Raw genomic sequence first — 21,553 nt, 5'->3', positions numbered from 1 at the left:
ATTCAGGCGAGGGACGCTATTCAGGGAGCGGGTTCACGTCCTAGAGCGGCCAGGGCGGCATCCAGTTTTTGCTTGCCGCCAATGCTGTCGTAGAAGTCAGGCCAGATGGCAGTGGCCTGTTCGATCCAGGCTTGTTCGCCATCGGCAGGCTCGGTGATTTCCATGCCGTGCTCTTCTACCAGGCGCGTCTTGATGGCGTCTTCCTGGGCAAGCAGATAGTCATAGCTGTGGTCGGTGGCCTCCTGAGCCGCTGCCAACACCCACTGCTGCTGTTCTTCGGGCAGGCTCTGGAACTTGCCTTCGCTGATGATCAGCGGCTCCATGGAGAACACATAGCAGCTGTCGGTCACATGATCCTGGACCTCGTAGAACTTCATCGCATCAATGGTGATGTAGGGATTGTCTTGACCGTCGACCACGCCCTGCTGCAGCGCCGTGAAGGTCTCCGACCAGGCCAGAGGATTGGGGTTGATGCCCCAGGACTGATAGGCCGCGATCATGATCTCGTTCTTGGGCACGCGAATGACCAGCCCATCCAGATCGTCCGGGGTTGCTACCGGATGGGACGAATTGGTCAGCCGTCGGCATCCCGAATAGGCCCAACCGAGGATGCGCACGCCAGCATCGCGAATGGTGTTCTCCACCATTTCCTGGCCGATCGCGCCTTGGGTCAGGGTGCGGGCATCTTCGGGGCTCTGAATGACATAGGGGAGTGTCATTACCCCCACCGTTGGCGAAAAGGGGGTGATATTGTTGATCGCCAGCACCGACAGGTCGAGCAGCCCCATGCTGGCGTTGTTGACCGTATCTTGCTCGCTGCCAAGCTGACCGTTGGGGAACAGGTCGACGTTGATCTCACCCCCTGACTTTTCCTCGATCAGGCTGGCAAAGGTCGATCCAAGCTCATATTGGGTGCCACCGGCGGCATCACCCAGCGCCATCTTCCAGGTCGCCGCCTGGACAGTGGTCCCAGCGCTCAGCAGCGCCAGTGACAAGCCGGTAACCAGCCCGCGCGGCAGAACGCGTGAGGACTTGGGGTGCGTATAGGGTGCCTGGATATGCATGAGGAACTCCCATCATTGTTGTACCGCATCGAGCGGAATATTGTGTCGGGTGTTTCATTTCAGGGGCGGTCGGCGGCATGTTGGCTTCGCCGCCTCACCATGATGCTTACTCTCTATCGACAAACGCGCACCCCATAGGACCAACGCGCCGCCATCGTTTGGGCCAGCCCCCCGGCTCCTCTCGACAGCGTGCGTTGTCTGTAGGATCGTAAGCAGCGGTAGCGAATCTCTTCGTCGCCCCACAATGCCAATAATGACTATCAGGAATGCACCAGCGGAATGAGCGCCCCCCTGTTTCGACTCAACGCCGACCGTAAGGAAAGCCTGCAGTGCCAGCTGCGCGAGCAGATCGCCCGCGCGATCATCGAAGGCCATCTGCCGACTGGAGAAGCGCTTCCCTCCAGCCGTCGCCTGGCCAAGGAGCTGGGCGTCGCGCGCAATACCGTCATGCTGGCCTATGACCAGCTGCTGGATGATGGCTATCTGGTGGCCCGAGAACGCAGCGGCTACTTCGTCAATCCTGACATTCTGGCCGGGCGCGTCGCCGCCACCGGGGCCGACAATCACGCTGCCGCACGCACTGCGGCCGCACCCGAGCTGCCCTGGGAATCACTGCTGACGCGCCGGCTCGCCCAGCAGCCCTGCATCACCAAGCCGACCGACTGGCTCGACTACGACTACCCATTCCTCTACGGTCAGATCGATCCCAACCTCTTCCCCACCCAGCATTGGCGCGAGTGCAGTCGTGACTCGGTGAGCGTGCCGGCGATTCGCCGCTGGTCTGCCGACCACCTGAGTGAAGACGACCCCTTGCTGGTCGAACAGATTCATCAACGCCTGCTGCCACGCCGCGGCGTCTGGGCACGACCCGAGGAAATCCTGGTGACGGTGGGCGCGCAGCAGGCGCTGTGGATCAGCGCGATGCTGACCCTGGGGCCTCAGCGACGCTTTGCCATGGAAAACCCCGGTTACGTCGACATGGTCAATATTGCGCGCACCTTTACCGACGATATTCTGGCGGTGGACGTGGACGACCAGGGGCTGGTGATCGATGACCGACTTGCCGGCTGCCATCTGGCCTATGTGACGCCTAGCCACCAATCCCCTACCGGCGTCACCCTGCCGCTGGAGCGTCGCCGACAGCTGTTGGAACGCGCCGACCGCGACAATTTCCTGGTGATAGAAGACGACTACGAGAGCGAGACCAATTTCATCGACAACCCGACCCCCGCCCTCAAGAGTCTGGATACCAGCGGTCGGGTCATCTATGTGGGGAGTCTGTCCAAGACGCTGGCGCCAGGCTTGAGGCTTGGCTACATGGTGGCGCCCCCTGCCTTCATCGCTGAAGCGCGCGCCCTGCGTCGCCTCATGCTTCGCCATCCAGCGACCAACAATCAGCGCAGTGTGGCGCTGTTTCTCGACCGGGGCTATCACGACGCTCTGCTGCGCCAGATACGCCAGACCTATCAACGTCGCTGGCACTTGATGCGGGATGCCCTGGAAGCGCACCTTCCTCAGTTCCAGATCCGCTCCACCTTTGGCGGCTCGTGTTTCTGGCTGGAAGCGCCCGAGAACACCGACGTCGGGCTGCTCAAGCGTCTGGCCCAGGAGCAAGGCGTGCTGTTTGAAGCGGGAGATGTGCATTTCCTTACCCAGCCGACGCGTCCCACGCTGCGCCTGGGGTTTTCTGCCATCGACGAGTCGCGCATCGAAGCCGGCATCGAGCGTCTGGCCTCACTGCTGCCCTCACTGCGGCAAGCGGCAAGCACACCGGTGCATCGCAGCTGAACGCACATCCGCTTCAGCGTCGGCTCCACACCATCGCCCCTTAGGGCAGCGCTGAATACACCAGCCGAGCAGTATGAGGCGCTAGGCGCCCGCAACGCAGCGAATCGGCGGCGCAGCCATTCATGCAGGTGTCCCCTGGCGGGCTGGCCGCGTGGCGATCTACGGATGGTCGATCAGATGTTCAAGCGGCTCTTCGAGCTGTTCAATCTCCTTGATCAGACCGTCAAATGCCTCGCTCTGGCGGCCGATACAGACCAACACCGCTCCCGTCACCGGACGGCCATGGGGGTGCCAACGACCTCGCGATCCGCTGTATTGGAGGCTGTACCAGCCCCCTTCGCCCCCGGCCTGCCTGAGAAATCCCTTGGCCCGATACAGGCAGTCGCGGTAGCGCTCCAGCACCGTCACCAGTCGATCGGCCGCCACCGCTCCGGTGAAGTGCAGGGTACGCTGCCTCAGCCCGGAGTGATCTGTGTGGCCCCCTGACGCGTCGGCGCCCGCCGGATGCTCAGAAGGCCCCGCCAGCGTGCGGTCAAGCTGGCTGTCAGCGCCGCCACATGACTGAGCGGCGACATCACCATCGTCCCAGGCCCCGGTTTCCGATACCAGGGTGGCTCCTGGCGCCAGCTTTCCCAACCAGGCCAGCAGGCGTTCTCTATCCCCTTCGTCCCGAGGTAGACGATTCACCAACAAGCGCCGCGCCGACGACAACTGAGCGTGCCAGAGATCGCTGACCTGAACGTCTTGGGCCAGGCGCCGCGCCTGGCTGGCATCGACCAGCACCACGGTATCGGAAAGGCTCAAGCCCGGCGCCAGTCGAGCGATGTCGCCGATGCGCCAGGGGTTGGCGACCCCGCTGGCCTCGATCAGTATCTCACTGGGCCTGGCCTTCAGCCGCAACGCCTGGGACAGCTGCTCTGCCAGGGTCCCGCCCAGGGTGCAGCAGACGCAGCCATTGGCCAACGACAGAACGCGATCGTTCCGGTAGTCGATCGATGCCACATCCACATTGACCTTGCCGACGTCGTTGACCAGGATCAGCGCATCCACCACGTCCCCCGCCGCCAGGCGTCGATTGATGTAGGTGGTCTTGCCTGCCCCCAGGAACCCGGCGATGACCGTGACCGGAACCGCCTCGAGCGCACTGCGCTGCGCTGGGCCCCGCGGATGGATGCTTGCGGGCTCCAGGCTGTCCCTGGCGGCTTCCATTACCTCAGCCCGCACTATTCCCTCAGTCCGAACTATTCCCTCAGCCCGTTCTATCCTCTCAGCCCCTATGGGACCACTTGCCAGATCGTCATGGACCATCTCATCTACCTTTGTTGATGCCCATTGCAGGCGGCCGTATCCATCGCACTCTCTTGCCCTTTGCCGGGCACCCTGTCGCCAGCGACGGAGTCAGCAACCTTCATCCTGTGTGGTGTGGCTTGCCTTGCGTTGGTGGATACGCCCGCCCAGCATGGTGGCATGTACCCTGATGTCTCGCAGGGCTTCGGCCGGTTGTTCAAGCGGGTCCTGATCCAGCACGGCCATGTCGGCAAACTTGCCCACTTCCAGGCTGCCCACGCGATCATCCATCCCCAGGGTGAAGGCGGCACCCAGGGTGATCATCTCAAGGGCGGCCTCAACGCTGACGGCCTCCTGCTCACCAAGCTGACGGCCGCTGGCGGTAGTGCGGTTCACCGCGCACCAGGCAGTAAACAGTGGCCCCAAAGGGGTCACCGGCGCATCGCTATGGATCGCGGTCATGATGCCCAGGCGGCGCGCAGACGCCAGTGGCTCCAGTCGCTGGCAGCGCGACGGACCCAGGGTGCGCTGCAGATGGATGTCGCCCCAGTAGTAGATGTGGTTGGCAAACATGTTGAGACACAGCTCAAGCCGGGCAGCACGTCGCAGCTGAGCATGGTCGATGACCTGGCAGTGCTGCAGGGTATGGCGATGATCGGGGCGCGGCCACAGCGTCAACGCCTGGGTCAGAGCCCCCAGCATTAGTTCGACGGCCTCATCTCCATTGGTATGGATATGCAGCTGCAATCCCGCCTGATGGTACGCCTGTACCAGCTCCGTCAAGGCGGCGGGGTCGGCATTCCACATGCCATTGGCGTGGCCGTCATGGTAGTGGGGCCATTTCAGGCGGGCGGTGTAGCCCTGAATCGAGCCATCTGTCATCAGCTTGGCCGGGCCGAACACCAGTCGGTCATGACTGTAGGTCTTGGCACGCTGTAGACGCGCGATCCCCTCCTCCGCCGACCAACCCAATACCCCCATGGCAGGCACCAGCCGTACCGGAAAATCGGCGGCCTGGGTCGCCTCCCGCATGGCCTCGATGGCCTCGTCGGTCATCGGGTTGTAAAGATCGGTGATGGTGGTCACGCCACAGGCACTGGCGATCGTCCCGTATCGCTTGAGCGCCTGGGGCGAGGCCACCGCATTGAACAGGTTATTGCCGATGGCATCGAACACCACGAACATGGCCGCCATTTCCTGCAGCTCACCGTTTGGCCGTCCCTGGTCATCCAGTCGTACCCCTTCCACCCTCGGGCCTTGCTCGATCCCGCTCAGCTCCAGCATCACACTATTGACCGTCATGCTGTGAAAGCTGGCGTGGAGGATCACCAGCGGCCGGTCTGCGACGGCCTCATCCAGCTCTCGACGACTCAGTCGCTGCCCTGGAAAGTAGACCGGGTCGAACCCCCATGCGATCAGCGGCTCCCCCTCGTCCAACGTGGCCGCATGCTGGCGCAGGCGCTGCTGCACCTGGGCGATGGTCTCAAGGCCGCTCCATTGCTGGCCAAGATGATCCTGTCGCGGAAAGAATCCAAGGTACAGGTAGTCCCACATCGCGCCTTCCAGGGCATGGCTGTGGCCTTCCACGAAGCCCGGCAGGATCACCTTGTCGGCAAACTGATCATCGGTGCGGGCATGGCTCGGCATATCCTCGGCGCCGCCCACCGCCAGGATTCGGTCATCATGCACGGCGACGTGGGTGGCCCGGGGCTGGGATGGATTCATGGTCAGCACGCGGCGAGCAGGATAGACAACGATACTCATGAGCGAGACGCTCCCTTGGTCACGGTCGATGAAAGGCTGGCGGGTGAGCTGGTGTATGAAGGTTGGTCGACGCTGGCGGCCCAACCTGACGATGGCGAACTATCTCGCCCGTGGCGGCCCCACATCAGCATCAGCGGGATACAGGCGACCAGGGCCAGCGCCGTGCCACCAAAGGCCAGCAGATAAGTGCCTGCTCCCAGAGACGGCGCGATCGGCGCGAAGATCATCAGCAGGTGCAGCGTCGCCAGCACGATGGCCAGGTTGAAGAAGGCCAGCTCCTTGGGCACGGAGGTGGAAAAGTCGGCGTCCATCATTCGCAGCAGAAGCAGCCCGGTACCGGTTGAACCACAGCAGCAGCCAAAGGACGTCACGGTTCGCTCCGGCCCTAGCTCGCCACTTAGCCGACCCATGACCAGACACCCCAGCAGCGTCGACAAGGTGACGGCCACCGTGACCAGCAGGATGGGCACCAGCAGCGCGTAAAGCACCGCAAACTGGATGCTCATCAGGGTGCCCACGACCATGAAATCCACCGAGCTGCCAGTAATTCTTTTAAGCGTCTCATCATCGACCCGATGAGCGAGGCCAAGACGGTCAATGAGCATACGCATCAGCACGCAGACGCCCAGGCCGTGCAGGAAGAACAGGTTGTGACTGAACAGCACCCCCACGTTGATGCCGAAGGGTGTGGCGTCACCGATCACCCCCTGGATAAAGGTCAGCCACAGGTGCGTGACGACATAGGCAATCGCCAGCAGACCAAGGTGATAGGCCAGGGAGTCCAGATTGCCAGGGTGGGAGATCATGCGCCCCATCGATGGCAAGGAGGTCGCGTCGGCCGCCTCGCCGGCACGGGTGAAGAAGCCGCGACGGAAGTTGTCGTCCAGGCGTGAGGCGCGGTTGGCGTTCAGCCCCTTGGACAGATAGCGTCGCGCCAACGGCACGCCCAGTGCGAAGGCCATCAGGAATCCAAGCGAAGCATAGATAAGTCCCACCTGGGCGGCATTGGCGATGCCGTACTCGCTCTCCCAGATAGTGCCGTAGGTCAGTGCCTGTCCGGGCCCCTGGGTGAAGCCATGGGTGACGATGGCACCGAGAAAGGCGCTGACCTCACTGCCGGTCACCGCGTCGTAGCCGCTGACCACGAGGAAACCTATCACGCCCTGAAGGCCCAGGCTGATACTCCAGGCAAGGGTCATCCACATGCCGCCGCGAAAGATGCTGCCACCGCTGGCCTCGCTCTGGCGCCCGCTTCCGGTCAGGCACAAGGACATGAAGCTCAGGGTAAAAAAGTGAAAGGTCAGCGCGGTGAAATCTCCTGGCTCATAGCCAGGCAGCAGGCCCAGCGACAGCGCCAAGAAACCCAGCAGACCACCGACAATGCTGGCGGGAACCAGCGAGGCTCGCAGCCAGCCAAGGCGGCTGCGCAGCTGACTGCCAAGCCATAGCATCAAGGCCAGCAGCGCGAAGGCAATTACCCCATGAAAGGAATCTTGCATGATGGACTCACCCGACGGTTGTTATTGGAAGTGAAGCGGATGTTCTCAGCCTAGGACCACCGTCGTTGCTCGTATAATATCAATTAGGTTTCATGCGATACCGATGAGGCATCAATGCGCATAGAACTTCGCCACCTCTCCGCTTTTGTCGCCGTGGCTGACTGCCTGCACTTTCGTCATGCCGCTGAGCGGCTCAACGTTGCACAGCCTGCTCTCAGCCGCACCATTGCTCAGCTGGAAGAGGCCATCGGCGAGACCCTGCTGCTACGCAACAACCGCCAGGTCAGGTTGACCGAGCCCGGACGCGTCATGCTGGAGGAGAGTCGCCAGATCCTGCGCCATCTGGACGAGGCGGTGCTCAAGACACAGCGAGCGGGACGGGGGGAGCTGGGACGCCTTGCCATTGGCTACACCGACTTTGCCATCACCGGGGAACTGCCGGCATTGCTGGATGACTTTCGCCGGCTGCACCCGGATATCCACTTTGACCTGCACTTCGGTTCAACGGCATCACAGCTACAGGATCTGACGGATTGCCATCTGGATTTCGGCTTCGTCACCGGGCCTGTGCTGACCCCAGGCCTGTGCTCACGTCCTATCCAGCGCGACCGCTTCATTGCTGCGGTCAGCGAGCATCATCCCCTGGCACAGCGCCGGAGTATCCGCCTGGAGGAGCTCGCCCACGAGCCGTTCATTCTCGGCGCACACAGCATGTGGCACCACTTCCGTCAAAAGCTCGAGTTGATCTGCCGCGAGGCGGGATTTGAGCCCAAGGTGGCGCAGGAAACCTTCAACAGTGAGACGATCTTCGCCTTTGTGGCCTGCGACTTTGGCGTCACCGTGCATCTGGAGTGCGCCAGCAACTACCTGCGCAAGGGGGTCACCATGGTGCCCCTGGAAGGCGTGCAGCACAGCCTGGTCACGGAGGTGGCCTGGCGCGAAGGGGAGCTGACGCCGGTACAAACGGCCTTTCTGCAGCGGCTCGACAAGCAGCTGCCGCCAGAGCATTGAGGGTTCGACGCCTTACACGTCCGACCACTCTAGAGCGAACGGGATGGCGAGTCCGCCGCCCCACATCACAACGACGTCCAGGCCGTCCCGATGGGCACGGCCTGGCTCCCTTGACCCAGCGAGGCAACAGCGCACGTTACAAGAGCGTGGTACCGGCGTCGCCGAATGGCGTCATAGCAATTCGTCCTTGACGTAGTAGTAGCGGTAGAGAAAACGCTGGCCAGCGCGGCGGAAAGGGGCAAACGCCTGCGACTCGATGCGCTCTCTCAGATTGGGAAACGGAAGCTTGGACGTAAAGATCGGCAACTCCAGGGTAGCGCCCTCACCTGCGATCCACTGTGCCAGCCGCTTGCCGGCCTGGGCCGAGTACATCACCCCATTTCCACCGTAACCGAGAGCGTAGTACACGCTTTCCCGGGGATCAGGCTGGTGAATCCGCGGCATCATGTCGTGGCTGACATCGACCCAGCCCCACCAGGAGTAGTCGATCTCGATACCGGCCAGCGCCGGAAACTTGCGCTCAAGATCGGCCTTGAGCATGGCGGCGTAGCGTTCTTTCGGCGCATCACGACCTGAAATCGCGCTGCGACTGCCAATCTGCACCCTATTGTCGGGCAACAGTCGGTAGTAATGGCGCAGGATGCGCGTGTCGGTGAGCACCTGGCGCGTGCGAAACCCGGTCGCCTCGATCTCGTCGGACGTCAATGGGCGAGTGACCATGGAATTCGACAGGATCGGCAGCAGCCGATTATGCAGCGAACGGTGGAGCTGACCGGTGATATAGCCCCCGGTGGCAATCCCGACCGCCCGCGCCTTGACCAGACCGCCCGGTGTGCGCAGGTAGTGCGTGTCGCCGCGGGTCTCCCAGCCCAGAACCGGACTTGCCGGGTGTACCTTGACGCCCAGAGCACGTGCCTTGCGGTGGTAACCAAAGGCCAGCTTTGCCGCATGAATACCGATGCCCTCAGGCTCATGCATGGCGCCTGCCGCCTCACTGTCCCCCACCCACTCACGCTTGACGGTGTCGCCATCGATGATCCGCGCATCGTAGTCGAAGGTGTCTCGCAGCAGTCGCGCCTCTTTCTCCAGGCCCGGCATCATCCGATCCTTGTGGGCGATATACAGATGCCCGCCGGGCTGTGGATCGCAGTCAATGTCGGCGATCAGGGACTTGAACGTCTGCATGCCCTCGACGCATTCCCGATGCAGCTTGAGCGCCGTATCGAGACCGTAACGTGCAATCCACTGGGAGCGCTTGAGGCGCCCTGAGGCGCACTGAGCCTGGCCACCGTTGCGCGTGCTGCAGCCCCAGCTCACCCGATTGGCTTCCAGTACCGTGGCCTTGATGCCATAGCGCTCCGCCAGGAAGATCGCCGCGGTCAGCCCCGTGAAACCCGAGCCAACGATGACCACGTCGGCATCGGTATCGCACTCAATGGGGCCGTCGTCGGCAGGTGGCTCGCCGGCGGTGGCGACCCAGTAAGTGGGCGCATAGTCACAGCCGGTACCCACCTGCTTCGCCGTCAGCGGGTCATAGGCAGGATCATAAGGGGCGCGCGCAGACGTCGCCGCACCTTTGCCTTGCAGCGGCCCCTGGCCGGTGGCATCCAACGCTCGCTGCTCCGCGGTCTTTAGCTCCAGCATGTCGCTCCTCCCGGATCGCGAATGGGGTACCCTCAGCCCTGACGAGTCGGCGTGGCCGGCCGCTGCTTGCGGAAGGCATTCTTCACCGCAATCTTGCCGTCGCGGAAGGTAAAGGCATCGATCATGCGAGCCTCGGAGCGCATACCATCGGCCGTGGTCCCACAGTAGGTGCTCTCGCTGTAGCCGCGATCTCCAATCACCTGATGCACCCCGTCAAGCCACTGGGCATCCGGGGCATTTTCCCAGGCCGCCCTGAGTCCAGCGCGAACCTGCTCCTGACCATGAAAGGTCTTGCCCAGCAGTTCTGGGCCAGCCACGGCATGGAATTCGCAATCGTCGGTCATCATCGACATCACCGCGTCGATATCGTGACGGTTGAGCGCATCGGCGAAATCGGCGAGAAACTGGGCGTCGGGTTGGCTCATGGAGGTTCTCCTTGTTGTTCACAGCGCGACTGAGCGCCTAGAGCAGTATCGTTATTGTGTTGGCGAGGCCCTCTTGGCCTCGTCTACCCCCGAGCCTAAAGGCCCCGAGCGCTCGTCCCTTAGCACCAGTTGCTCGCTGTCGATTGGGCCAGCCCTGCGGGTGACGCCGAATCCTGCACATGGTGTGCGTCGTGCCCAAGCCGATAGGGTGCCGGGTCCACGCAGGGTCGCTCACCCAACAGCAACTCCACGCCGAGTCGAGCCGCCGCGGGCGCCAGCACCAGACCATTGCGGAAATGGCCGGCATTGACGTGGAGTCCAGCCCAGCCAGGCACCTCCCCGATAAAAGGAATGCCGCCAGGAGAGCCAGGTCGCAGGCCGGCCCAGTGATGCTCGATACTGGCCCTGGAAAGCGCTGGCAACAGCCGCACCGCACTGCGGTACAGCGACACCCGTGCCGCGCTGGTGGTGGTCTTGTCGAAGCCTTGATGCTCCAGGGTGGACCCCACCAGAATGCGTCCATCCTGACGCGGGATCAGGTAACGCCCATCCGCCAGCACCACCCGTGAGAGCGGTCGAGTACCATAGGGGGGCTTGAGCACCATCATCTGTCCCTTGACCGGGTTGACTGCCAGGCCAACCCCGGCTCGCCGCAGCAGTTCGCCGCTCCATGCCCCGCCACAGACCAGTATGCGCCCCCCATCGATGCGACCCTGCACGGTCTCTACCCCGACCACGTCATCGCCTCGACGCCTGAATCCAATGACCTCACAGTCCTCCCGGACTTCGACCCGGCGATCCCGTTCCAGCCGCGCACGCAGGGCACGCCCCAGGCGCGGGTTACGCAAGCTGCCGAGTGTGGGCATCCACAACCCGCCCTGCTGCCGACGCAGCCAATCGGTCTCGGCGAGCCCTGGCTCGAGGCCGCAAATGGCATCGGCGTCGATGTCCTCCAATGGCTTGCCGAAGCGCTGCGCCCACTGTCGCGCGTCCTCGGCATCGTCCACCGCGAGATACAACAGGCCATGCCGGGTGAACTGCGGGTCGACCCCGGTCTCGTCATATAGCTGGCGGCACAGCGCCGGGTAGACGCCTTCAGACAACGCTGACAGCGCAGAGACAGGCGCGCTGTAGCGCCATGGATACAGCGGCGAAACGATGCCACCACCGGCCCAGGAAGCCTCTCCGGCACAACGACCCCGTTCTACCAGCGTCACCGTCAGGCCGGCTTGTGCCAGACGCCAGGCACTCATCATGCCGATGACGCCTCCACCCACCACGATCACATCCCGCATGTGCTTCTCCCCCTTGTTCACGGCGCCCCACACATCCCAAGATGGCCAGAAACCATTGAAATCTCATTTTTCGATACAATTTGCGTTATTTTTTAAAACACGTCTATAGTGTCATCACTTTCACAGCAGCGCACCAGGACACACGACCATGGCCGATGCCCCTTCCCTGCTCGATGACAGCCTCCCCGCCCAGCAATGGCACAGCGCCCGGGAGATCTTCGGTATCGATTCGGACCTCAAGGTGCCGGTATTCACGCAGCGAGACGATCATGTGCCCGCCATGGATGAGGCCTATCGCTTCAACCCGGACGTGACCCTGGCGATCCTGGCGGGTTTTACCCGCAACCGTCGGGTGATGGTTCAAGGGCTTCATGGCACCGGCAAGTCGACCCATATCGAGCAGGTCGCGGCGCGCCTCAACTGGCCCTGCGTGCGCGTCAACCTGGACGGTCACATCAGTCGCCTCGACCTGGTGGGCAAGGACGCCATCGTGATCCGAGACGGCGTGCAGGTCACAGAATTTCAGGAGGGCATCGTGCCCTGGTCACTTCAACGGCCGGTCGCCCTGATCTTCGATGAGTACGACGCGGGCAGACCCGACGTCATGTTCGTCATCCAGCGCATCCTCGAGCGCGATGGCCAGTTCACCCTGGTCGATCAGAACCGGGTCATCCGTCCGCACCCGATGTTTCGCCTGTTCGCCACCGCCAATACCGTGGGCCTGGGCAACCAGGACGGCCTCTATCAAGGTACCCAGCTGCTCAACCACGCCCAGGTAGATCGCTGGAACATTGTCGCCAAGCTCGACTATCTGCCGCGGGACGAGGAAGTGAACATCGTGCTCGCCAGGGTGCCGAGCAAGGACAACGCGCGTGGCCGGCGCCATGTCGACGCCATGGTGGCGGTGGCCGAACTTACCCGAAAGGGCTTCGCCAACGGCGACCTGTCGACGTTGATGTCGCCACGCACGGTGATTACCTGGGCCGAGAACTGCGAGATATTCCGCGATCCTGCGCTGGCATTTCGTCTGTCGTTTCTCAACAAGTGCGACGAGCACGAACGCGCCCTGGTTGCGGAGTTCTACCAACGCTGCTTCGATGAGGAACTGAGTGAGTCCATCGCCAGCGGCGACGGTGGCAGTGCAGCATCATGACGACCCCAGGCGATGCGACCCACGCCAGCGCCTTGGCCAGAACACGGCGCCAGCAATATCTCGAAGACATCGAGGCGGCGGTACTGCGGGCCCATACCGGCGACAGCCGCTGGTTCTACGCCAGCCGTCGTCTCTACCACGGGCAACGACGAGTCCCCCTGCGGGCCCCTCACCTCAAGCTTGCCGATGACTGCCTGTCGATTACCGGCTATCGCGCGGTCAGTGATGCCCTGGCCCTGCGCGAGCGCTTCAGCGACGACGCGCTTCACCAGCACCTACGGCCAGCAGAGCCCGAACCACGGCTGATCTACGACTGGCTGGAGCAGTGCCGAGTGGAAGCCTTGCTGGGCCCCGGGGCACCGGGCATGGCGAGCAACCTCGAACAGCGCTTCCGACAGTGGTCGCTGGACTACCATCACGCGCAATTCACCGAAACTGCCCTCGGACTGTTGCTGTTCTGCGTGATTCAGATCAGTCGCTCGCGGCTGATGGCGGCACCGATGCTGGAAGCGTTCGAGGACATGCTGGAGGCCACCCGGGCCAATATCGTACCGGCCCTCGGCCACGCCCTGGCGGGACTGCGACGCGAGCGTCACGATCAAGCGGCCTTCCAGCGTCACGCCCACGCCATCGCCGATTGGATAGCTGCCCAGCTGGAAGGCCTTGAGCCTCAGCAGGATCGCGAGCAGGAGGACAAGGATCCTCGCCGTGCCCTGGCCCTGCTGCTGGACAGTGAAGATGACCTGGAGGAAGAGATCCCGGTCGCGCTCAGCGGGCAAAGCCGTCTACTGGAAGATGACGCCAACCGCTACCGCGCCTTCACCACGGCTTATGACAGCGAAAGGCGTGCCGACAGCCTGGTCCGGCACGCACTGCTGGTGGAGTACCGCGACCGTCTGGATCAGCGGCTCGCCGCCCAGAAGGTCAACGTGCGCCGGCTGGCCCGGGCCTTTCGGCGTCATCTGTCGGTGGTGGAGAGAGATGGCTGGAACGACGGCGAAGAAAGCGGCGTGATCGACGGGCGCCGACTGTCGCAGATCGTGACATCGCCCCAGGAGCGCCGCGTCTTTCTCCGCGAACGCCATCGACCCGTCAGCGATGCTCAAGTCAGCCTGCTGATCGACTGCTCCGGTTCCATGAAGGTCCACGGTGAAGCCATCGCTACCCTGGTGGAGCTATTGGCCCGGGCGCTGGACATGGCGGGGGTAAGCAGCGAGGTGCTGGGCTTCACCACCGGCGCCTGGAATGGGGGCCGTGCCCAACGGGACTGGCTCAGGTCAGGCAGACCCGCGGCCCCGGGACGCCTCAACGAGGCACGCCATCTGATCATCAAGGACGCCAGCCAGCCCTGGCGCCGCGCCCGGCTGGGACTGGCGGCCCTGCTCAAGGCCGATATCTACAAGGAAGGGATCGACGGCGAAGCCGTGCAATGGGCCTGTCAGCGGCTGATGAGCGCCGACGTCAACCGCCGCCTGCTGGTCGTGATCTCCGACGGCAGCCCCTCGGATAGCGCCACCAACCTGGCCAACGATCGTCACTACCTCGACCACCACCTGCGCTCGGTGGTGGCGACGTACAGCGGCGGCAACGGTCGTCGTTCCGGCCCCATAGATATCGTTGGCCTCGGCGTCGGTCTCGACCTGAGCCCCTACTATCCGAGACACCGAGTCATCGACATCGGTCAGACCCTGGACAATACCCTGCTGGATGACGTGGTGGAGCTGATGCTGTCTAAACGAAGGTATTGAAGGAGTGTCACTCGCCACAACCCTTGCCTCATCCCCCGCCTATGAATCGGCATCCTCTGTTCTCGGCCATCTCTACTCGGCCCTCTCCTCTCAGCCCGCTCGTCGCAACCTAGTAAAACGCGCCGGCGACAGCCGTTGTGCGTAGTCAGGCAGCGGGCTGCCATCCATCATAGCGCGGATCAACTCACCGGTCTGGGCGGATAGGGTCAACCCCAGGTGAGCGTGCCCGTAGGCCAGATACAGCCCTTCCCTGCCGGCCACGGGACCGACCACCGGCAAACCATCCGGGGTGGAATGACGAACGCCCATCCAGCGCTCGCTCAGCGTCAGAGAGCGACCGAACATGGCGTCTCCCCACCCCTTCAGGCGGTCCCAGCGGCGCTGGTCGGCACGCCGTTCCGGCGCGGTAAACTCGGTGGTGCCCGCCAGGCGCACGCCGCCCTCCATCGGTGTGGCGTAAAAATGGTGGGCCAGCCAGCCCGCAGGTCGTGTCAGCGAGACCGACGTGTCGAGCCGCACGTGGTAACCACGCTCGCTGACCACCGGCAGCGACATCCCCAGCCACTTCATCAGCGCCTGGTTAGCCATGCCCGCGCACATGACCACCTGATCGGCATGGTGCTCCCCCAGAGCACTGACCAGACGCCACCCGCCATCGACACAAGGCGCCAGTCCCTCGATGCGCGCACGGTGCAATACCGCTCCGGCACGCTCCAGTCGGCGCCACAGCGTGCGACTGACGGCCAAGGGGTCCTTCAGGTGACGTGTGGAGGGGAAGAACAAGGCACCTTCCAGGCGCTCAGGGCTGAGCTCAGGCTCCAGGTCGCGAACGTCAGCGGCCGTCAGCGCGCGACAGTCGACGCCATCGGCCCGCTTGGCCGCGGCTGAGGCCTCGAGCGACCGAGACAGCGCATCCCCACGATACGCCAGCTGCAGGCAGCCGGTATCCGCGTACAGGCCCGGTGCGTCAAGCGATTCGAGCAAGCGGTGTTGCGCCTTGACGGCGTCCTGTATCAGCGCTACCAGATCCGCCTTGTGGCGGGCAAAGCGGGAAGGTGTGGCGGCCTGGATAAAACGCGGCCCAAAACTGGCCAGCCGCGACAGATAGCGGGGATCAATCGATAACGATGCGTCACGCCGAACCAGCTCCCTGGGCAGGGCCTTCAAGGTCTCGATACTGGCCATGGGCGAGGTCGCGTAGTTGGCAATCAGTCCTGCATTGCCAAGGGAGGTGCCCTCCCCCGGTGCTCCCGGATCGAAGAGCTGCACCTGGTAGCCGGCGTCAACGAGCGATCTCGTCACGGCCAGACCGACAATGCCTGCCCCCACAACGGCGATGGTGTTCATGCAATGTCTCCTTGGGGACACTGACGTCCGGCCCGTGGTTCAGGCCGGACGCGCGTAGCGTGGATAGCGGGGATTCAGTTATCGCGGTAGAAGCGCCAGGAGGCGATCCCCACCCCTACCGCGGTAAGGATGCTGACGGCACTGACGGCATACAGGGCAAGAGCGTACAGGGTCATGGGAGTCTCCTTTATTGAGTCTTGGCGACGACGGGAGCATCGGGAACCGACCGGAACAGCTGGTAGACCAGTACAAACACCGAGACATTGGCGATGACACCGGCGATCAGAGCGGTCAAGCCAGTAGCCGCCTGCAGGTCAAAGGGCCCCCACTTCCACAGGATCGTGACCGACGCGCCCGCCAGCATCGCCGCCACAGCTGAGCGGGTGCAGCGCAAGTTGAACAGCACGGCGAACACGAACGGCAGCAGAATGGTCGGCGCCCACAGCGCATAGCTGAGCAGCAGCGCATCGATGATCGAGGTCGCGTACAGGGCGAACACTACCGCACCCAGGCCGATCAACAGGTTGACCAGGCGCTCGATCCACAGCCGCTTCTGCTCACTGACCGTGGGCTCGATGAAGGGCTTGTAGATATCACTGACGAAGATCACTGCGGCGGAGTTCAGGTAGGAGTCGGCGGTCGACATCACCACCGCCAATAGCGATGCCAGTACCAGCCCCGTAATGCCCACCGGCAGGGCATCACGAATCAGCGTCGGCATGGCCTGATCAGGTGAGATCGTTGGATAGAGCACCAACGCCACCAGCCCGATGGTGGCACTGACCAGATAGAACAGGAAACCGAAGCCGCCGGCCACCGAATAGCCGATCCGTGCATGGCGGGAGTCCGGCGCCGACAGGGCTCGCTGGGTGTAGGGGGGAACCAGCGTTTCGCCCAGCAGGAAGGCAATGAAGATCGACAGGAACATGCCCAGCGAATAGTCACCCATCAGGCTTAAGTGGCCTTCCGGCAGGCGCTCGATCAATGCCTGAGGTCCCCCCAGGTCATGCAGCCCAATCAGCATGGTGACCGGCAGGAAGATCGCCAACATCAGAAATTGCACTACATCGGTCTGGATGACCGCCCACATTCCACCGATGGTGGAATACACCAGCACCACGGCCATGCCGATCAAGATACCAGTGGCAACGTCGATGCCGAGTATGGCGTTGAACACGGTGCCCACGGCCAGGGCCTGAGCCCCTAGAATGCCGACGCAGAACACCAGCGAGAAGATCCCGGTAAACAGGCGAGCACTGGCGCCAAAGTGCTGGGCCATGATGTCGCCAACCGTATGGGCATTGACGTAGCGCTTGAGCCTGGGCGCGATAAACAGTCCGGCAAGCACCGTGGCAATGGGAAACGCAGAAGCGGCGAACATGAAGGCATAGCCTTCATCAAAGGACTTGCCGGCACGGCCCATTGAGGCACCGCCACCAAGAAAGGACGCCGCCAAGGTGGCGAACAATACCGGCCAGATGATCTTGTTGCCGGCAACCGCAAAGTCAGCGCTGTCAGAGACTTTCTTGGCACTGCGATAGCCGATGTAGATCAGTATCGCGAAGTACAGCAGCAGTCCGCAGAGGTCGATCGGATTCATGCAACTACCCTCGTTATGGTTGTAGGGGGTGGTGTCAGCTTCGACGACCCTTGTCATAAAAACAACTTTGATCTACCTATGAACCTATAGATAAAACTTAGACCATATCGCGTGCACTTTAGCGGCACTCGCCTCCCGCGGAAGAGCCCAAACCATGTCGCCGCGAACGACGCCCCAGACAGCACCGCAGACAGCAGTGCAAGCGAAGCCACATCGGCCCATGCCGCATCGCGGCGAAGCCTGTCCTCCACCACCCTACCCAGGAGTCCCTGAATGAAGCTGCGCTACCCTCTTCGTCAGCTGCAGATATTTCGCGAGGTCGTGCACACCGGCAGTCTCAGCAAGGCCGCACGACGACTCGATCTCAGCCAGCCGGCGGTGAGCTCCGCCATCGCCAACCTGGAGCAGGAGGCCGGCTTTCTACTGTTCCGTCGCAATAACTACGGCACCGAGCTGACGCCGGAGGCTCGCTACCTGATGGAGGGCGTCGACAGGGTGCTGGCGTCGGTGTCACATCTGGACGAACTGGCCGAAGGTCTGCGCCAGGGCCGCGCCGGCAAGCTGATTGTCGGCTGCATGCCGGGGCTCTCACCGAGCGCCCTGCCCCAGATCATGGCGGACTATCTCAGTGACTTTCCCGATACGCGGCTGTCCCTGCAGACCTTCAGCTCAGGCAAGATTCGCGACTGGGTGGCCGAAGGCCAATTCGATGTGGGCGTCATTGAACGTCAGGATGATCTCAGTGACCTGGAGGTCAAGCATCTGACCCTGCGCATGCATCTGGCGGTACCGGCGAACAGCCCATTGGCTACCGCCACCGTGGTCGGGGCCAAGGACCTTGACGGGATGCCGCTGATCACCCTGGACGAGCACCACCAGAGCACGCTCAAGCTGAAGCAGGCACTACGCCAGGCCGATGCCCGCTGGCATGTCGCCGCCGAGACACACCTGTTTCCGTCTGCCATCAGCCTGGTGCGCGCTGGCATCGGTCATGCGCTGGTGGACCCGGTTTCTGCCGCGGGCTTCCTGCTGCGCCGGGACTGTGACGTGGCCATCGTGCCCTTCGAGCCGGCCATCGACCTGGAGATCGCCATCATCACCCCGCGCTTTCATCCAAGCTCCCGTCAATGCCAGCGCTTCCTGCCCTATCTCGAGAAGGGGCTGGCCCACTGGCATAAGCGCGCCCTGGCGCCCCTTCACGCTTGAGCAGGGACACCGTGGCGTGCCGGAACGGTGCACACCGGGCTAAGCATCTTCACCTGCTGCCGCCACAGGCCCGAATGACCAGATCGAGCGCCGGGACAATATCGTAGACCGGGCAGCGCGCCTCCCGGCGCACCACGTCCGCAAAGGCGCTCAGGTCCGTGCACTCAAGCACGATGGCATCCAGCGTGGTCTTGCGCATCAGCCGTCGTGTGGCAGTCGCGACCTCTTCCGCCATCGCCGCCATGTCGAGATCATCACGCTGTCCCTCAAGGATCACCTGCCGAAACTCGCTCCCGTCCTGGAGACCTTCAAGCGCGGGAAGAGCCCCCTGCCAGCCCGCTCCCAGGAAATGTTGCGCCTTCAATGCCCCTGCGTCGGCCGTCAGCACCCCAACCCGCCCAAGGCCCCCGTGCACGACGGCAAGCCAGGGCAACAAGGTCAGGCTGGAGAGCACCACCGGCACCGACACTGCCTCGGCGACCTGAGCCTGATACCGCGCCATGAAGCCGCAGCTGCCCGCAATGGCGCACACCCCCTCCGCTTCCAGCTGGCGTGCCTGCTCAAGCAACAGGTCGCGCAAGGCGTCGCCGGGCGCGTGCAGCAGCCTGGGAATATCAACGCCCTCGAGCACGTGGTAGCGCACCGGATGGCGGAAGCTATCGGGGTGGCGCAGGTGTCCCAGGGGCTTGGTAAAGGACGAATCCAGGCACAGCACCCCCAGCGGCGCCTCTTCTCTATTGGCTCTCACAGGCCAGCTCCAGATGCATTCGATAGATGTATGGATGCCGTCAGCTCAGGGCAAAGCTCTGGCATCGATTCAGTACTGCCATAGCGCCATGGCGCCATCGATCACCAGCCCAGTGCCGATGATCATCAAGGTCAGCATCGCGACCCGTCGCAGCAGTTCAGCACTGCAGGGTGGTGGATAGCGGCGCCCTGCCCAGGTGGCCAGTGCCGCCGCTGGCAGGGTCCACAGCGCCAGCAGCCACACCTGAGCGTCGAGCCCGCCGCCGGCACCGACATACAGGGTGCGCACCCCGGATGTCATGGCGAAACACGCGATCAACAGCAGACGAATCGTCTCGCGGGGCAACGGCTGGCGGTAGCAGTGGTAGATGATCGGTGGCCCCGGCATGCCGAACATGCCCCCCAGCAGACCCGTCATCGCACCGCTGACCGCGAAGCCGGCAGGAGCCGAGACCTGTGCGCGCGGACGGGGCCTGAGGCCAACGCTAAGGCCGCCGTAAAACACCAGCGCCCCCAGCATCAGCATCAGTAGAGCTTCAGCGCTGACGCTCAGCCAGTTCAGCGCCCACACGCCAAGTCCGATGGACGGTACGATGCCAAGACCCAGCGCCAGCACGTGGCGCCCATCCAGGTGATGCAGTTTGCCAGGTAGCGCCACTGCGCTGTTGACCAGGGTAATCAGGCTGACAACGGCCACCAGGGTGGCAACGCTGACAAGTTCCAGACCGCTGGCCACTCCGATGATGATCATGCCGATACCAAAGCCAGCCACGGTATGCAGGTAGCCGGCCAGCAAGGTGATCGATACCACCGCCGCAAGACTGGACAGCGCCATTCCCTCAGGAACCAGTGTCATCTACCCTCCTTGGCCGTCCCCATACCGTTTACGCTACCGACAGGCGCTGGGCCTGGACGGTGGTCACCGCAATGACGTTGACGATATCTTGCTCACTGCAGCCTCGCGACAGGTCGTTGGCAGGCCGCGACAGTCCCTGCAGCAGCGGCCCGATGGCCTCGGCCCCGCCGATGCGTTCCGCCAGCTTGTAGCCGATGTTGCCTGCCTCAAGGTCTGGAAAGATCAGCACATTGGCATTGCCCTTGACCTTGGACTCCGGCAACTTGCGCTCGGCGATCTCCGCCACGATGGCAGCATCGAGCTGCACGTCTTCATCGATGGCCAGGGTCGGACGCGCCTGCTTGACCCGACGCGCCGCCTCGACAACCTTGTCCACCGCCGCATGATGGGCACTGCCACTGGTAGAAAAGGACAGCATCGCTACCCTGGCCGGCTCGTCCAGCAGGGCTTCGGCGCTATCGGCGGCCGCCATGGCGATCTCGGATAGCGCCCCGGCATCCGGGTCCACCACCAAGCCGCAGTCAGAGAAGATCATGCCGCCCTTGAGGCTGTGGAACTCCTTGCACAGCATCATCAAGAAGAAGCTGGATACCAGGGTGGCGCCAGGGGCCATGCCGATCAACTGGATCGCGGCGCGAACCACATCGGCGGTGGTGTGGACGGCACCAGCCACGCTGCCGTCGGCAAGCCCGGCGCGCACCATCAGGTTGGCAAAGATCAACGGATCCCGCGCCCGTGTGGCGGCATCCTCAGGGGTCATGCCCTTCGCCCCTCGCAGCTCCAGCAGTAGCGCCACCAGGCCCTCGGTGTGCTCGGAATCCGCGGGGTCAATCAGCTCTATCGCATCCAGCTCAAGCCCTTCGGCTTCGGCCCGGGACTGGATGACCTTATGCTCGCCCACCAGCTGAATGCGCGCGTAGCCTGCTGCGCTCGCTGTCAGGGCGGCCCTCAGCACTCGGGGGTCATCGCCTTCACACAGGACGATGCGTTTCGGGTCCTGCCGGGCCATCTCACGAATATGGTTCAGCGCTTTCATCGCAACCGCTCTCCCAGGGGTAAAGGGGTCGACAGACTCGGTCGTGGCGCATCACGAACATGAAAAAAAGCCCTGGCACCAGG

The 21,553-nt window shown here is 63.2% G+C and carries 17 protein-coding genes; 5 read left to right on the top strand and 12 right to left on the bottom strand.

From position 1 onward, the window contains the following. Window positions 1-20: 20 nt before the first annotated feature. The gene (locus tag KUV72_RS02960; RefSeq protein WP_222237381.1) at window positions 21-1,064 is read right to left on the bottom strand and encodes a TRAP transporter substrate-binding protein; all 1,044 of its coding nucleotides are present in this window, start codon (window positions 1,062-1,064) and stop codon (window positions 21-23) included. Window positions 1,065-1,343: 279 nt separating this feature from the next. Between KUV72_RS02960 and KUV72_RS02955 the strand changes: the two genes are divergently transcribed. Next, a complete protein-coding gene (locus KUV72_RS02955; protein ID WP_222237380.1) occupies window positions 1,344-2,852 on the top strand; it encodes a PLP-dependent aminotransferase family protein in 1,509 nt (502 codons plus the stop codon). A 159-nt stretch (window positions 2,853-3,011) separates the two neighbouring features. Here the strand turns inward: KUV72_RS02955 and KUV72_RS02950 are convergent, their stop codons facing one another. From KUV72_RS02950 to KUV72_RS02940, 3 genes are all read right to left on the bottom strand, one after another. Next, entirely contained in the window at window positions 3,012-4,061 is a 1,050-nt protein-coding gene (locus tag KUV72_RS02950) for a CobW family GTP-binding protein (RefSeq protein ID WP_222237379.1), read from the bottom strand. Window positions 4,062-4,250: 189 nt separating this feature from the next. Further along, on the bottom strand, window positions 4,251-5,903 hold the full coding sequence (locus KUV72_RS02945; RefSeq protein ID WP_222237378.1) for an amidohydrolase: 1,653 nt from the start codon (window positions 5,901-5,903) through the stop codon (window positions 4,251-4,253). Then, window positions 5,900-7,402, bottom strand: coding sequence for a sodium/glutamate symporter (locus KUV72_RS02940; RefSeq protein ID WP_222237377.1), 1,503 nt, complete (start codon window positions 7,400-7,402; stop codon window positions 5,900-5,902). The genes KUV72_RS02945 and KUV72_RS02940 overlap by 4 nt, the downstream gene beginning before the upstream one ends. Before the next feature lie 114 nt (window positions 7,403-7,516). Here KUV72_RS02940 and KUV72_RS02935 point away from each other — a divergent pair, with 114 nt between their 5' ends. Further along, entirely contained in the window at window positions 7,517-8,413 is an 897-nt protein-coding gene (locus KUV72_RS02935) for a LysR family transcriptional regulator (RefSeq protein WP_206942799.1), read from the top strand. Window positions 8,414-8,584: 171 nt separating this feature from the next. On the opposite strand, the gene KUV72_RS02930 is transcribed toward KUV72_RS02935, so the two are convergent. The 3 genes from KUV72_RS02930 to thiO all read right to left on the bottom strand — a co-directional run bounded on the left by KUV72_RS02930 (window position 8,585) and on the right by thiO (window position 11,777). Then, window positions 8,585-10,057 (bottom strand): NAD(P)/FAD-dependent oxidoreductase, encoded by a 1,473-nt coding sequence (locus KUV72_RS02930; protein WP_222237376.1) that lies wholly within the window; start codon window positions 10,055-10,057, stop codon window positions 8,585-8,587. Window positions 10,058-10,089: 32 nt separating this feature from the next. Continuing rightward, entirely contained in the window at window positions 10,090-10,482 is a 393-nt protein-coding gene (locus KUV72_RS02925) for a nuclear transport factor 2 family protein (protein WP_222237375.1), read from the bottom strand. Between the two features lie 119 nt (window positions 10,483-10,601). Next, a complete protein-coding gene (gene thiO, locus KUV72_RS02920) occupies window positions 10,602-11,777 on the bottom strand; it encodes a glycine oxidase ThiO (RefSeq protein ID WP_222237374.1) in 1,176 nt (391 codons plus the stop codon). 148 nt (window positions 11,778-11,925) lie between these two features. Between thiO and KUV72_RS02915 the strand changes: the two genes are divergently transcribed. Next, a complete protein-coding gene (locus KUV72_RS02915) occupies window positions 11,926-12,930 on the top strand; it encodes an AAA family ATPase (protein WP_222237373.1) in 1,005 nt (334 codons plus the stop codon). After that, window positions 12,927-14,678: a cobaltochelatase CobT-related protein gene (locus KUV72_RS02910; protein WP_222237372.1), complete on the top strand. Its 1,752-nt coding sequence runs from the start codon at window positions 12,927-12,929 to the stop codon at window positions 14,676-14,678. Before KUV72_RS02915 ends, KUV72_RS02910 begins: the two co-directional genes overlap by 4 nt. Before the next feature lie 90 nt (window positions 14,679-14,768). Here the strand turns inward: KUV72_RS02910 and KUV72_RS02905 are convergent, their stop codons facing one another. Beyond that, on the bottom strand, window positions 14,769-16,025 hold the full coding sequence (locus KUV72_RS02905) for an NAD(P)/FAD-dependent oxidoreductase (RefSeq protein ID WP_222237371.1): 1,257 nt from the start codon (window positions 16,023-16,025) through the stop codon (window positions 14,769-14,771). Between the two features lie 187 nt (window positions 16,026-16,212). Then, the gene (locus tag KUV72_RS02900) at window positions 16,213-17,625 is read right to left on the bottom strand and encodes a sodium:solute symporter (protein WP_222237370.1); all 1,413 of its coding nucleotides are present in this window, start codon (window positions 17,623-17,625) and stop codon (window positions 16,213-16,215) included. A 273-nt stretch (window positions 17,626-17,898) separates the two neighbouring features. Between KUV72_RS02900 and KUV72_RS02895 the strand changes: the two genes are divergently transcribed. After that, entirely contained in the window at window positions 17,899-18,831 is a 933-nt protein-coding gene (locus KUV72_RS02895; protein WP_206942817.1) for a LysR family transcriptional regulator, read from the top strand. A gap of 49 nt (window positions 18,832-18,880) precedes the next feature. Here the strand turns inward: KUV72_RS02895 and KUV72_RS02890 are convergent, their stop codons facing one another. The 3 genes from KUV72_RS02890 to pta form a co-directional block, all read right to left on the bottom strand. Beyond that, entirely contained in the window at window positions 18,881-19,579 is a 699-nt protein-coding gene (locus tag KUV72_RS02890) for an aspartate/glutamate racemase family protein (RefSeq protein WP_222237369.1), read from the bottom strand. A gap of 69 nt (window positions 19,580-19,648) precedes the next feature. After that, window positions 19,649-20,434 (bottom strand): TSUP family transporter, encoded by a 786-nt coding sequence (locus tag KUV72_RS02885; RefSeq protein WP_222237368.1) that lies wholly within the window; start codon window positions 20,432-20,434, stop codon window positions 19,649-19,651. 28 nt (window positions 20,435-20,462) lie between these two features. Further along, window positions 20,463-21,470 (bottom strand): phosphate acetyltransferase, encoded by a 1,008-nt coding sequence (gene pta / locus KUV72_RS02880; RefSeq protein ID WP_222237367.1) that lies wholly within the window; start codon window positions 21,468-21,470, stop codon window positions 20,463-20,465. Between the last annotated feature and the right edge of the window lie 83 nt (window positions 21,471-21,553).

This window comes from Halomonas sp. DP4Y7-1, assembly GCF_019800705.1.
In the GTDB taxonomy this organism is placed as follows: Bacteria; Pseudomonadota; Gammaproteobacteria; order Pseudomonadales; family Halomonadaceae; genus Halomonas; species Halomonas litopenaei_A.
This window is presented reverse-complemented; position numbering and strand designations above follow the sequence as displayed.